Origin of the sequence: Clostridioides sp. ZZV15-6383 (assembly GCF_020657735.1) — a bacterium.
Lineage (GTDB): Bacteria > Bacillota > Clostridia > Peptostreptococcales > Peptostreptococcaceae > Clostridioides > Clostridioides difficile_D.
Genome location: NZ_JAGWCV010000013.1, coordinates 61339 through 74848, shown reverse-complemented (window position 1 = coordinate 74848; position 13510 = coordinate 61339). Strand labels below are relative to the sequence as shown.

The window sequence follows — 13510 nt, the reverse complement described above, 5'->3', positions numbered from 1 at the left end:
TATAGGCTGCTTTGTTTATTATTCTACCTTCACTTCTAACTTTATAATGTATAGCATCCATAAATACAATTGGATAAATCATATCAAGAGGTCTGTTTTGCCATTCATGAGCTAAAGGTAGAACTCTCTATCAGTAATTTTAGCTATTAGAGAATGATATATATCAATTCCGTAAATACTTTTAAGGTGGCTTGATATATCTCAAGTGGACATGCCTTTTGAGTACATTCCAATCACTTGGTTCTCTATTCCTGATATATCATTTTCATAATTTCTAATTACCTATTAAAATAATACCCAGCTCCTCTTATTGTTATAATCTTTTGAGGATTCTTATAATCTTTCTCTATCTTCTTTCTTAATCCGTTCACTGCAACTACCACACTATAGTTATCCTCTAAGTATTCATTCATCCATACATGTTCATATATCTCTTTAATAGTTAATGTCTTTTCAGGATTCTCTATAAAAAAGTTTAACAACTTATTTTCTGTTGGAGTCAATTTTATTATTTTATCTTCTAACTTTATTACTCCACTAGTTCTATTATATTCCTCTAACTTTGTATTATTTTCATTATTATTTACATATGAATTCATTCTTCTTAAAATAGCTTTTACTTTTGCATATAGTATTTCTAAGTTTAGAGACTTTATTAAGTAATCATCTCCACCAGAATTTAAAGCATTTAAAATGCTTTGGTCTTCATTTATGTAAGTCATATACACAATTGGACATGTAGTTACATTTCTAATTTTTTTACAAAGAGTCCATCCATCACCATCAGTTAGAATTATTTCTAAAAATATTAAATCATATTTGTTACTAAATACTTTACCAATAGCTTCTTCACAATTATATGCTAAATCTATACTTATTCCTTTTTCCTCCAGAAATCTTTTTAGTTTCTGGCAATTATCTTTGTCTCCATCTATTATCAATATCTTAGTTTGCATTATAATCACTCCTAAATATCATTATTCTTTTATATTAATAAGCTATTATTATAAAAAACATAGACTTAATTTTATTGTAAAAACAGTTCCTTTTCTTACTCTAAATCTACAAAGATTTCTCCATAATGCTCTCTTATAATGTATTTGACCATATATAATCTTAACCCTTAATCTTTTTGTTTATTACTATATCTTTCTATAAATAATCAATCAAATATCTTTGGTATATTTTCTGAGGGTATTCCTTTCCATTATCATAAATTTCAATAATTACAAATCCATTTTCTTTATCTATTGACAAAATTATATTTTCATCAACTGGAATAAAGCTTAAAAGATATGTTTCTCTCTTTATCTACATGAACATTCCCAACCTTATATTAAATCTATGAATTCCTGTATATCTGAAACAGGTTTCTTTAAATCATGTGCTACATCTGCCCAAAACTTTTTACGTTCATTATTCATTACTTCAACTTCATACTAAAGATTTTTTGTGAGCTTTTCATTTTTCTTTTATTATTATTCTATTCCTATTTATCATCATAATAAAGAGGATACATGTATATCTAATAGATTTCTTTACCCACATTTCCTAATGAATCTATACTGTATGTTGGTCTCCAATATTAGGTATTCTCCAGATTTGATTATATAATAATCTCCTCCAGCTAAGAATCCAAAAACTCTTTCTTCTTCATGCTCATAATTAGATAAAAATATTAGAAGTATGTTAACCTTTTCTTTTATACAATAGTAAATTTTTATATCCATCTATGTCTGGCAATACAATATCCAGGATTACACAATCTAAAACTATACTTTCTATTATCTTCATAGCATCTTCCGACGTATATACATTAAGACCTCTATTTTAAAAATAAATTTGATTTATTTTTAAAATGTAAACATCATCATTTCCAACCAGTAAGTTGTACATTACACCACTCCATTCAAAAATATTTTAATCATAGTCTCAAGTTTTAATCATTATAAATTATAATGTTTTATTTTTTATATAATTAGTATTATTATTTTATAATATCTTTACAAACCGCACTATAATCCTTAAGTATTTTCGAATAATTATTTAATATTGTCTTAAATATTAATATTTATTATTAAATACTAATCAAAGTCTCCGATTTTGGAAAATGGAGCTTAAGGTAGTTTTATATCATAAATCTATTATTTTTCTAGAAACTTGTTCATTACCCAGTTTGAGTATTGATTTATGTGATTTATATGGTTATAATATAAAATAAATTGTATTATTTTGGTAAATATTTTGTTGCAAAAGGTTTACATTCTGTATCCTAATATTTATGAAAGCATTATTTTCTTATTATAATTGTATTATATTTTTAAAAAAATTTCCTTTTTTCAACAAAGGGCTACTTTAAAAAAGTTATATTCCATCTATCATTAGAAATCCAACTACCAATATGATAATTTTCAAATTTTACAATTTTTTTGTTAATTTTAAAACAAAAAAAGACTATGCAATATAAAAATTATATTCATAGCCGGTTGCACCACTAACTCCATATACCTCTAGATGCCCAATAATAAGATATACTTCTCAGTTTCTAAAATATTTTTATTAAAAATCTTTAATATGTTTTGGTAAATTTCTTTTTTATTCTAACATTGTAATATTATTTTGTCAATATTTCCATATTTTTTAGATATAATGTACTAAAATATTTATTATCTCTAAAAATATTTATACTTATATCACCAATAATAGACAATACCCTGCAAGTTATAGCAACATTTTTATGAGCTTATCTTGCAGGGTACTATATATTTATCTTATATTAAATATTCATCTTACTTATTAACTTTGATAAATCCTTTTTCTGAAACAAGTGCTTGTCCTTCATCACTCAATATATAATCTATTAAAGCTTTTCCTTTTTCTGATAAATTGTCTTCCTTATTGACTAATATAAATGGTCTTGATATTGGATATTTATTATCTATTACATTTGCATCAGTTGGTTCAACATCATTCACTTTTAAACTATTCACTTTCTCATCAACATATCCAAATGATATATATCCTATAGCATTTTCATTTCCTTCAACTGTAGTTTTTATATTTCCTGAACCATCACTTATTTGTACATCTTTACTTAATTCTTCTGATTCAAATCCTACAATTTCTTGGAATCCATCTCTAGTTCCTGAACCTTCTTCTCTTGATACTATTACTATTGGCGCATCATTTCCTCCTACTTCTTTCCAGTTAGTTATCTTTCCTGTATATATACCTTTAACTTGGTCCATTGTTAGATTTTTTACTGTGTTAGCAGTATTAGTTATCAATGCTATACCATCTATTGCTATCTTAGTTTCCTTTAATCCAGCACTTTTTTCTTCATCTTTTAAATCTCTTGAACTCATTCCTATTTCAGATGTTCCTTCTATAGCATTTTTTATACCTCCAGAAGAACCAATTTGTTGTACTTCTACGCTAACACCTTCATTTTTCTCCTGAAACTTTTCTCCAATAGTTTCCATAAGGGGACCTATTGAAGTCGAACCTGAAACAGAAACTTTACTTGAATCTCCTGAACCTCCTGAGTTAGAACCACATCCTACTGCTAAAGCTCCAACTAACATTGTACTAGCTAAAAGAACTCCTATTTTCTTTTTAAACATTTTACTTACCCCCGCTTATATTTTAATTTTTTGATTGTCATATTCTCTATATTTTAATAATACATATTTTTTGTTAAGTGAATATTAGAGCGAGGTTAAGTAAGTGTAAATATTGTTAAATACATGTAAAAATTTAATTTTATATGGTATATTCTCAATTGAATTAATTTTTTAAAGCTATTTTAATATTATATGAATATAATACACTATCTAGTATTATTATAAATTTTTAATGACACTATTAATTTATCGTATTTCTATAACTCTTTTTCTAGTCTATTAACTAAACTACCAAATACATTTAGAGCTTCCTCTATAGATTCTTTTTTCGCCATATCTACACCAGCAGATTTTAATTGTTCTAAAGGATACTCTGACCCTCCACTTTTTAAGAAGTTTATATATCTATCTACAGCAGTACTGCCTTCTGAAAGTATCTGTTGACTTAAAGCACTTGCAGCTGAAAATCCTGTAGCATATTTATACACATAGAAATTTGAATAAAAATGAGGAATTCTAGCCCATTCTATTCCTATTTGTTTATCTACTATTGCAGATTTTCCATAATACTTTTCATTTAATTTATAGTATATGTCAGTAAATTCATCAGCAGTAAGTGGCTCTCCATTCTCTACCTTTGCATGTACAATTTTTTCAAACTCAGCAAACATAGTTTGTCTATGAACTGTAGTTCTAAATTGTTCTAAATAATAATTTAATAGGTATATAGTTTCATCTTTAGACTTAGAATTTTCTAATAAATAATTTATAAGAAGTAATTCATTCAATGTAGATGCAACTTCTGCAACGAATATCTTATAATCTGAATATAAAAACGGTTGACTAGTTCTTGAATAATGACTATGGACAGAGTGACCTAATTCATGAATTAAAGTAAATAAAGAATTAAGGTCATTTTTATAACTCATTAATATATAAGGATGCGAATCATAACTTCCCCAAGAATAAGCGCCTCCTTTTTTTCCTTCATTATCATATACATCAATCCAACCTTCATCAAAAGCACTTTTTACAACTTTCAAATACTCTTCTCCTAAAGGCTTAAGTGCATCTAATATAATATTCTGCGCTTTATCATATGGTATATCCATGTCAAACTTATCTGTTAAAGGAACATATAAATCATACATGTGTATTTCATTTAACCCTAAAAATTTCTTTTTAAGTTCAACATATTTATTTAAAATAGGAAGACTTTCATCTATAGCTGATATAAGATTATTGTAGACATCCAAACTTACATCATCTGAAAATAAAGATGCTTCTATTGCTGAATTATACTTTCTAGTTTTTGCGTAAAATATTTCTGATTTTATTCCACCATAAAGTGTTGATGCAAATGTATTTTTATATTTCTCATAAGTCGAAAATTCACCTTCAAAAGCGTCTTTTCTAACTCTACTATTTTTACTTTTTATAAATAAAGAGTAATTTGAATGAGAAAGCTTAACCTTATTACCCTCTTCATCTTCTATTTCAGGAAATTCCATATCTGCATATGCTAACATATCGTATACATTTTCTGGAACTGTTGATAATTCTGATGTAGCTGCAAGTATTTCTTCTTCTCTCTCACTCAAAGTATGTGGTTTATCTCTTAATATATCCTTTATATATTTTGTATAAAAAGATAACTTCTCATCTTTTAAATATTCATTTAACTTATTTTCTTCTATAGCCAGTATTTCTGGAACTATATAAGAGGTAGCCACACCCAAATCAGTAGATAGCATTTCTGTCTTAGTAGCTCTTCCTTGATTATCATTGATTCTAGTATCTTCATGTTGTTTCATATGAGTATATACATATAGATTTTGAACAATTCTAGATGCATTTTCAGAGATATTTAATACTTTATATAAATTCTCCTTACTCTCAGAAAGTTTCCCTTTATATTCTTTTACTTCTTGGATAAGATTTTTTACTTTGCTTATGTCTTTTTCTATTTCATCTTTACTGGAATACATCTTATCTATCTTCCACTTATATTTTTCTTCTATTGTACTTCTATCAGTTCCCATATCATACACCTCTATTTTAATTTGTTTTATATTTTATTCACTTTACAAAATATATTGTATATATTTTAGTCCAAATAATCTACATTTATTACTCCTTCTATCATATTTATTTCTTTCATAACATCATGTAAATGGATTCTCTTACCATAAGATACAAAAAAATTGACCTTCCAGTATTCCTCATTACGACATTCTATTTCCATGTTTCTTACAATAAGTTGATTTTTTTCAAATTTATCATATAAAAAAGGTATAGAATCCAAATTGCTTAATTTTAATATTAATACATTTTTTTCTTGGCTAAATAAAAATGTATTGATTATCCTAAGCACAAATAATGCTATCATTACAAATAATCCACCTAAAATCGATAATTCATAATAACCATAACCCACTGCTATACCAATACATGCAGTTGCCCACATCCCAGCAGCTGTAGTAAGTCCTTTTACTCCACCTTTATTTTTTAAAATTGCTCCTGCACCTAAAAAACCAATTCCAGATAACACTTGAGCAGGCATTCTTGCTGGGTCAGCATTTGTATACAAATTATAATCAAAAAATAGCTGAATCGAAGTTATTGAAACAATACAAGAACCTGTTGCAATTAATATATGTGTCCTAAATCCTGCAAACTGCCTTATTTTTTCTCTCTCTAGACCTATTATTCCTCCTATTATTAGTGCTAATAGTAACCTTATTGCTATCTCCTTACTTCCTATATCAATCATAATATAAAACCTCCTGACTTAATCACAACTTATGTCCTACAGATAATTTACACATCAGAAATATTATTTTATATCTTAATATTATTATTAATATATGTAAAATATAGCCATCTGTTAATTTTTGATACAAAAAAACCCACAATTGTGGGCTATTTGCTTAGGTACATGTATTTATTTATTAATATATCTATTTTCTTGCTCGATTCTACTAACTCTTCTTGAAATATTTCTGGATATTCTATGTATGTATTTATCTCTTCCCTAACTGCTTCAATCTCATTTTTTAACGCTTCTAATTCATTGTTCGCCATAATAATCACCACTATTACAAATTTGTATATTTTTATATACATTTTATCAAACAATATTATATTTTGTCAATATTATGTCAATAAAACTTACTATAAAAATGTTTTAATTTAGGTATTGTATACCTGGATACTAAACCTACAAACATACCAGTTACTAATGATGCCATTAACATAAATGGTAAGTATCCTATAGCAAGTATATTTTCTATGATTAAACTTGCAACTATTAATTGACCTATATTATGCCCTATTGCACCTATAATGCTTATCCCTATTATTGATAATCCTTTTATTTTACTTGATAAATACATAAATAAAAGACTTAGATAAGTTCCTCCTATACTAAATAATAGATATGATAAAGGGCCTGCGAATATTGATGACAAAATTACCCTGATAGTAACAATTATAACAGTATCTTTGACACCTAACAACATCAATGAAATTAAAGTTATAATATTACTCAAACCCAATTTCGCCCCTGGAAATATAACTATAAGAGGATTTGGTATATATGTCTCTAATACATATAAAGCTAAACTATACCCTATCATAAGACCTAAAAATGTCATTTTTCTAGTTTTCATTAAGTTAACTCCTCCAAATTTTATCTATCATATTACATTATAATACAAAATATATAAAAGCACCTAATTTAGACTAAAATATTTTTTAATCTGTTTAGAATAAATATTAGTTATTTCAACGCACAATTGCCTCTATAATTCTTGACTTTTTGCATCATACTTGTTACAATTTTAATGATAATGAATTTCATTAGGAGGTGTTAATAATGACTGTTTACGATTTAAAAATAGGAGAAAAAGGACTTATTAATAGTATAGATGGAAACATTAAATTATCTAAAAGATTACTTGCACTTGGATGTATAAATAGTACTGAAATAGAAGTTAAAAAGGTTGCTCCATTTGGAGACCCAATTATAATTAGATTTAGAGGTTTTGACCTTGCCATTAGAAAATCTGATGCTAAAAATATTTCTTTACAATAATAGAGGAGGAGCTACCTGTGATTAATGTAGCATTATTAGGAAACCCAAATGTCGGTAAAACTACTGTTTTCAACCTACTTACAGGTTCAAATCAATATGTAGGTAACTGGCCTGGTGTTACTATAGAAAAAAAAGAAGGATTTCTTGGGAAAGAAATAAAAGTTGTAGATTTACCTGGTATATATGCAATGGATACTTTCTCAAACGAAGAAAAGGTTTCTAAATCATATTTAGAAAATGAAGATGTCGATGTAATAGTAAATGTAGTTGATGCCTCTAATTTATCAAGAAACCTTTACCTAACAACTCAACTTATGCAATTTAACAAACCTATAGTTATACTGCTTAATATGTTAGACATTGCAGAATCTAAGGGAGTTAATATAGATGCTAAAAAACTAGGCGAAGAACTTGGAGTAATTGTTGTTCCAATTATAGCAAAAAAGAAAAATGGCGTTGAGAGAATAGAAGAAGAAATTAAAGGAGCTACACAAAAAGCTTTTATATATCAGAAAAACTTTGGAAGTGAAACAGAAACATATAAAAAATTAGAATCCATTTTATCAAGATGTACAAAAACTACATACATACAGAAAAAATCTATCAGTGATAAAATAGACAATATAGTTTTAAATCCTATATTAGCCTATCCGATATTTATTGGTGTATTGTTCCTCTTATTTAAATTTACCTTTGATTGGGTTGGAGGACCACTACAAGAGGGCTTTGCTGGTCTTATAGAAGCTTATATTTCTGCACCTGTTAGTGATATATTATCCAACTCTAGCCCATGGTTTAAGTCACTTATAGTTGATGGAATAATTGGAGGTGTTGGTGGTACTTTACCATTCTTCCCTTTAATATTTACATTATTCTTTGGTATATCGTTGTTTGAAGATAGTGGATATATGTCAAGAACAGCATTTTTAATGGATAAGATTATGAGAAAGGTTGGTCTATCTGGTAAAGCTTTTATACCTATAGTTATGGGTATGGGATGTTCTTCTCCAGCTATAATGGCAACTAGAACATTAGAAAGTGAAAAAGATAGAAGAGTTACAGCTCTTATTGCACCACTTATGACTTGTGGAGCAAAGCTACCTATATATGCACTATTTGTAGCTATATTCTTTCCACATAATGCTGCCTTAGTAACTACATCACTATACTTAGTTGGTATAGTTATGGCAATTGTAATTGCATTATTCTTAAATAAGACAGCATTTAAAACAGAGGCTGAACCATTTATACTAGAATTGCCAGAATATAGAATACCTACTATAAGTGCACTTATTAAAAATACATGGAATAAATCAAAAGGTTTCTTGATAAGAGTTGTTACTGTCATGTTTGCAATGTCAGTCGTAATTTGGGGACTTTCTTCATTCAATGTTTTTGGATATACAGAAGATATAAATGTAAGCTTCTTGGCTACTCTAGGGCACATTATATCTCCTATATTCAAACCTCTTGGTTTTGATGATTGGAGAACTTCAGTTGCCATTTTAAGTGGTCTTGGAGCAAAAGAAATCGTAGTGAACTCTTTAAATATACTATATGGTAATCTGACTGTTGTATTGCCAACAATATTTAATGGAGTTACTGCATATACTTTCTTGATATTTACTGCTTTATATACTCCATGTATAGCTGCACTTGCAACTATGAAAAAAGAATATGGCAATAAAATGATGTTTGCATCATTTGCATATCAGTTTATACTAGCATGGATAATGGCTTTTATAGTTAAAGGTATAGGTGGAGTACTATTTATGGGTAATTCAATAATGGAGGCTTTGATAGGTGGAATAATTATAGTCCTTGCACTTTTTATTTTATTTAATAAATTCAAGTCTACAAATAACAAAAGTGGATGTAGTGGATGTTCTGGTTGCTCTGGATGTCCAGGCTCTTGCTCAAGTGAGGAAGATAGTAATAAAAAAAGTAGTACACATTAACATGTAAATGTTTTAATTTTAAAATAAGAAGCTATCACACAAACAATTTTAAATTGCAGTGTGACAGCTTCTTTTTTACTTATTCAGCTTCTTGCTACCTAACTTCATGTGGAACTTAGTATCTTTTGGAATACTTGGGTCTATTCCTCTTAATATAGGTATTTCTCCACATATCAATTGTATAGGTACTATGAAGTTAAATGTTTGATAGTAAGGATTATCTGTAACATCTATTTTTAAGTTTTTATCGTCTTCCATGACATCTCTACCTATAGCAAATACATTTTCTGTCCAACCAGAAAGTACTTCAACCATCTTAGTTACTCTAGGCTCTTTTCCTGTATCTAGTATAAATATAGTAGAATCACTATTTATAGCATTATATATACCATGTATAAACTCTTCAAATTCATACCCAGTTACAGGTATTCTCATTGTTTCTAATAACTTTAATGCTGCTTCTAATGTATCTCCATATATTTCAGAATGACCTATTATTCTTATTTCTTTAGAATTAACTAACTTTTCTTTGTTTCTTTGAATCCATTGTTTAGATAACTTATACACTGCTTCAAATCTATCAATTGCATCTAATATCTTATTTATTTCCTCATTATACTTTTCACTAGATATTGAACCTTTTTCTCTAGCTATTTGAAGACCTAATAACATTAAGTTTAACTTTGTACAATAATATCCTTTTGTTTTAGCTCCAGATTTTTCTTCTCCACAATTTACTGTTAATATATAGTCAGAAATCTCATCTATTAGAGCATTTTTGCATCCTGCCATAGATGCTATTTTACAACCTTTGTCTTCAGCTAATTTCATAGCATTGTATGTAGAATAACTACTTCCACCTTGAGATATTCCTACTACTAAAGTATTTTCATTATCAAGCTTAAATGTATCTTCAGTTATCATAAATGGATACATTTCTACAACATCTATATCTAATAAATTCTGTAAATAAGGTTGCACTTGTATTCCTGAGTGATAGCTAGTACCTGAACCTGTTATTATAATCTTTTTTATATCTTCTCTCTTAACCTCATTAAATAAATTATCTGCGTTAGATATCATTTCTTTCATTCTAACTGGTGTTTCTAAAATATAATCTTGTATTCTCATTTTGTATGCCTTCCTTATCTATATATTCAATAAATTATAATTTAGTTTCTATAACAGACCTATAGCATGTAAAACAATTCCACCTACTATAATCACTATAGTTAATTTTGTTACACTTACCTTTCTCTTTAACATGTAATATATTACAAATGCAAAACTTAAAGGTAGCATATTCGGTATTATTTTATCTAATATATCTTGTAGAACTACTTCTGCACCATTTAAGTTGAATTTTAGAGGAGTAGTTATACTTAACATCGTTGCAACCATTCCTCCTACAACAAATAAACCAACAATTGTAGCCATAGACATTATTTTCTCCATAAGACCTTCTCTTTGTATTCTTTCAAGAGAATTTACTCCGACCTGATACCCATATTTAAGTCCAAATATTCTAAGAGCAAATGCTGGTATATTGTATAGTAGTAAGAATAATAGTGGACCAAATATATTACCTTCTTTTGCAAGTGATACTCCTACTCCAGCAGCTATAATTCTAAATGTTCCCCAAAATAGTGAATCACCAATTCCCGCAAGAGGTCCCATAAGAGCTGTTTTAACAGCACTTATTGAACTTTCATCAAATTCTGGATTATTAGCATTTTCTTCTTCCATAGCTGCTGTTATACCTAATATTGTAGGAACTACTACTGTTGTTGTATTAAAAAGCTCCAAATGTCTTTCTATTGCTTTTGCTTGATTTTCTTTATTATTATATAACTTCTTTATTGCAGGCAACATTGAATAACAGTAACCTAAGTTTTGCATTCTTTCATAATTAAATGCACCTTGAAGGGCAAATGAGCGCCAAAACATACTTCTTAATTCTTTTTTTGTTAGTTTATTCAAAGTCAATCTCTCCTTCCGTTAAAGTGCTGATTGCTAATTGAGGATTTTGATTATTTTCTTTGTTATTGATATAAAAGTTTAATACAACTGCTACACATACTCCAAATAGAGCTATAGCAGTTATATCTAAACCACCATAAGATGCTAACAGGAATCCTATAAAGAAAAATACAGACATTTTTTTTGAAAGTAACATATCCATAAGTAATGCAAATCCTACTGCTGGTAACAATGTCCCTGCAACACCCAATCCATCTAATATAACTTTAGGTATTGCATTTATTAATGTTGTAACTTTATCAGCACCAACCATAATTGCTAAAAATGTTGGAACTGATGTACTTAAAAAGAATAATACTACCGGTAACCACATCATTATGGTAACCTTCTTAAAATCAGCCTGTTTAGCATAGAAAACTGCCTTTTGAGAAAAATATAAGTTTACTATTCTAACTAAGACTCCAAGAGATTGTGCTAAGACTGCTACTGGCACTGCTACAGCTAAAGCAACTTCTGCTCCATTTCCTGATAATATAGCAAAAGCTGTACCTAATACACCACCTGTTACTACATCTGGAGGAGTAGCTGCACCTATTCCTGCAATTCCCATCCAAATTAATTCAAGTTGTGCACCAATCATAATTCCTGACTTTATATCTCCTAGAACTAATCCTACTAACATACCTGTAACTATTGGTCTGTCAAACATAGATTGACCAAATATACGTCCATCTAATATACCAAATCCAGCTATAATAGCTAACATAATAGCTTGTACTAACATAGTGAACCTCCACCTTAACTTAGTTTAAATTTACATTAATTACATCACATTCTTAATTTTATTTTGATTTTCTAATAATTCATTTACATAAACAATTCCATTTTTTGCTTCCTCTAAACCTAATTTAGCTAGTAGTTTTGTATCTTCCTCAGCTAATAAAAGAGTAGATAAAAGCATTGGTAAATTTACCCCTGTCAATAGCTCAAATTTAACCCCTTGTAAAAGTAAATTTGTACATATATTTGCTACACTTCCACCAAATACATCTGTTAATACAACAAATTCTTCACTATCTTTGTTATTTAATAATATGCTTCTAATCTCTTTCTCAGCATCATCTGCCGATTTATCCTTTGTCATACAAAAGTACTCAACATTATTTAATGAACCAATTATTAATTTACTTGTATCAACAAGCTCTCTAGACAATTCTCCATGTGTTGCAATTAAAAATTTTTTCATTTTCTTTCTCCTAAATTATTTTATTAAGTCTGATAGTTGCTTCTTTTTGTCTCTAGGCAACATTCTGAATTCTATATCAATACCTAAATCACTTATTTCTTTAAAGTTATTTATATCATTATCATCAACAGCCACTAAATCTGTAAGTTTCTTCTTTCCTTCTTCATATCTTAATCCCCCTACATTTATTTCTTTTAATACTCCTCCTGAGTTTTTAGCTACAACTAAAGCGTCTTTAGTATTTTTAACTAATACTAATACATTGCTTTTCTTTGAAGAAGCAAACTTTTCTACTATTTCTCCAGATTCCTCTACCCCCCTTATATATAAAGTTACATTACTCGGTTTAGCTAAATTTAATGACAAGACTTTCATTTGGTCATTTTTCGCTTCATCATTTGCAACTAGTATTACATTTATACCTAGTGATGTTGCCCATCCATACGCTACCTGACCATGTATTAATCTGTCATCAATTCTCATTAAAGATACCATCTTCCTCAAATCCTCCATAATATATAAAAATTTTTATTCTCTCATTTATAAAAGCAAAAAGTATGCCAAATAGCGGCATACTTTTTTAAATTTCATTCATTTATTTTATAAT

General features: G+C 28.2%; 14 protein-coding genes and 1 riboswitch. Of the genes, 2 read left to right on the top strand and 12 right to left on the bottom strand.

Annotated features, from left to right (window positions below):
- From KGF42_RS20445 to KGF42_RS07185, 7 genes are all read right to left on the bottom strand, one after another.
- On the bottom strand, window positions 1–82 hold an 82-nt coding region (locus KGF42_RS20445; RefSeq protein ID WP_413926999.1), incomplete at its 3' end, for a hypothetical protein.
- Window positions 83–278: 196 nt separating this feature from the next.
- Entirely contained in the window at window positions 279–956 is a 678-nt protein-coding gene (locus KGF42_RS07210; protein WP_227823038.1) for a response regulator transcription factor, read from the bottom strand.
- 1515 nt (window positions 957–2471) lie between these two features.
- Window positions 2472–2555, bottom strand: a riboswitch (cyclic di-GMP riboswitch).
- Window positions 2556–2789: 234 nt separating this feature from the next.
- Window positions 2790–3623: a phosphate ABC transporter substrate-binding protein gene (locus KGF42_RS07205; RefSeq protein ID WP_227826038.1), complete on the bottom strand. Its 834-nt coding sequence runs from the start codon at window positions 3621–3623 to the stop codon at window positions 2790–2792.
- Window positions 3624–3880: 257 nt separating this feature from the next.
- Window positions 3881–5665, bottom strand: coding sequence for an oligoendopeptidase F (gene pepF / locus KGF42_RS07200; protein ID WP_107595167.1), 1785 nt, complete (start codon window positions 5663–5665; stop codon window positions 3881–3883).
- A 65-nt stretch (window positions 5666–5730) separates the two neighbouring features.
- Window positions 5731–6396 carry an MgtC/SapB family protein gene (locus KGF42_RS07195; RefSeq protein ID WP_227823040.1) on the bottom strand — a complete coding sequence of 222 codons (666 nt, stop codon included), beginning with the start codon at window positions 6394–6396 and terminating at the stop codon, window positions 5731–5733.
- A gap of 149 nt (window positions 6397–6545) precedes the next feature.
- Window positions 6546–6707, bottom strand: coding sequence for an aspartyl-phosphate phosphatase Spo0E family protein (locus KGF42_RS07190; protein WP_009891746.1), 162 nt, complete (start codon window positions 6705–6707; stop codon window positions 6546–6548).
- 77 nt (window positions 6708–6784) lie between these two features.
- A complete protein-coding gene (locus tag KGF42_RS07185) occupies window positions 6785–7294 on the bottom strand; it encodes a Gx transporter family protein (protein ID WP_227826037.1) in 510 nt (169 codons plus the stop codon).
- A 206-nt stretch (window positions 7295–7500) separates the two neighbouring features.
- Between KGF42_RS07185 and KGF42_RS07180 the strand changes: the two genes are divergently transcribed.
- Together KGF42_RS07180 and feoB are read left to right on the top strand one after the other, a co-directional pair.
- Window positions 7501–7719: a FeoA family protein gene (locus tag KGF42_RS07180; RefSeq protein ID WP_054275181.1), complete on the top strand. Its 219-nt coding sequence runs from the start codon at window positions 7501–7503 to the stop codon at window positions 7717–7719.
- A 17-nt stretch (window positions 7720–7736) separates the two neighbouring features.
- Window positions 7737–9677, top strand: a complete 1941-nt coding sequence (feoB, locus tag KGF42_RS07175) for a ferrous iron transport protein B (protein ID WP_227823042.1) — start codon at window positions 7737–7739, stop codon at window positions 9675–9677.
- A 75-nt stretch (window positions 9678–9752) separates the two neighbouring features.
- Here feoB and KGF42_RS07170 read toward each other — a convergent pair whose 3' ends face one another.
- The 5 genes from KGF42_RS07170 to KGF42_RS07150 are packed head-to-tail and all read right to left on the bottom strand — an operon-like array spanning window position 9753 to window position 13398.
- Window positions 9753–10808 (bottom strand): SIS domain-containing protein, encoded by a 1056-nt coding sequence (locus KGF42_RS07170; protein ID WP_227823043.1) that lies wholly within the window; start codon window positions 10806–10808, stop codon window positions 9753–9755.
- A gap of 48 nt (window positions 10809–10856) precedes the next feature.
- Window positions 10857–11657: a PTS system mannose/fructose/sorbose family transporter subunit IID gene (locus KGF42_RS07165; protein WP_227823044.1), complete on the bottom strand. Its 801-nt coding sequence runs from the start codon at window positions 11655–11657 to the stop codon at window positions 10857–10859.
- Window positions 11650–12441: a PTS sugar transporter subunit IIC gene (locus tag KGF42_RS07160; protein WP_227823045.1), complete on the bottom strand. Its 792-nt coding sequence runs from the start codon at window positions 12439–12441 to the stop codon at window positions 11650–11652. Before KGF42_RS07160 ends, KGF42_RS07165 begins: the two co-directional genes overlap by 8 nt.
- A 39-nt stretch (window positions 12442–12480) precedes the next feature.
- Window positions 12481–12903 carry a PTS mannose transporter subunit IIA gene (locus KGF42_RS07155; protein WP_227823046.1) on the bottom strand — a complete coding sequence of 141 codons (423 nt, stop codon included), beginning with the start codon at window positions 12901–12903 and terminating at the stop codon, window positions 12481–12483.
- Window positions 12904–12918: 15 nt separating this feature from the next.
- Window positions 12919–13398 (bottom strand): PTS sugar transporter subunit IIB, encoded by a 480-nt coding sequence (locus KGF42_RS07150; protein ID WP_227823047.1) that lies wholly within the window; start codon window positions 13396–13398, stop codon window positions 12919–12921.
- Window positions 13399–13510: the final 112 nt, after the last annotated feature.

Excerpts from the sequence above, each read along its gene's own strand:
- KGF42_RS07210 (WP_227823038.1), bottom strand. The coding sequence starts at position 956 with ATGCAAACTAAGATATTGATAATAGATGGAGACAAAGATAATTGCCAG.
- KGF42_RS07205 (WP_227826038.1), bottom strand. The coding sequence starts at position 3,623 with ATGTTTAAAAAGAAAATAGGAGTTCTTTTAGCTAGTACAATGTTAGTT.
- pepF (WP_107595167.1), bottom strand. The coding sequence starts at position 5,665 with ATGGGAACTGATAGAAGTACAATAGAAGAAAAATATAAGTGGAAGATA.
- KGF42_RS07195 (WP_227823040.1), bottom strand. The coding sequence starts at position 6,396 with ATGATTGATATAGGAAGTAAGGAGATAGCAATAAGGTTACTATTAGCA.
- KGF42_RS07190 (WP_009891746.1), bottom strand. The coding sequence starts at position 6,707 with ATGGCGAACAATGAATTAGAAGCGTTAAAAAATGAGATTGAAGCAGTT.
- KGF42_RS07185 (WP_227826037.1), bottom strand. The coding sequence starts at position 7,294 with ATGAAAACTAGAAAAATGACATTTTTAGGTCTTATGATAGGGTATAGT.
- KGF42_RS07180 (WP_054275181.1), top strand. The coding sequence starts at position 7,501 with ATGACTGTTTACGATTTAAAAATAGGAGAAAAAGGACTTATTAATAGT.
- KGF42_RS07170 (WP_227823043.1), bottom strand. The coding sequence starts at position 10,808 with ATGAGAATACAAGATTATATTTTAGAAACACCAGTTAGAATGAAAGAA.
- KGF42_RS07160 (WP_227823045.1), bottom strand. The coding sequence starts at position 12,441 with ATGTTAGTACAAGCTATTATGTTAGCTATTATAGCTGGATTTGGTATA.
- KGF42_RS07155 (WP_227823046.1), bottom strand. The coding sequence starts at position 12,903 with ATGAAAAAATTTTTAATTGCAACACATGGAGAATTGTCTAGAGAGCTT.
- KGF42_RS07150 (WP_227823047.1), bottom strand. The coding sequence starts at position 13,398 with ATGGTATCTTTAATGAGAATTGATGACAGATTAATACATGGTCAGGTA.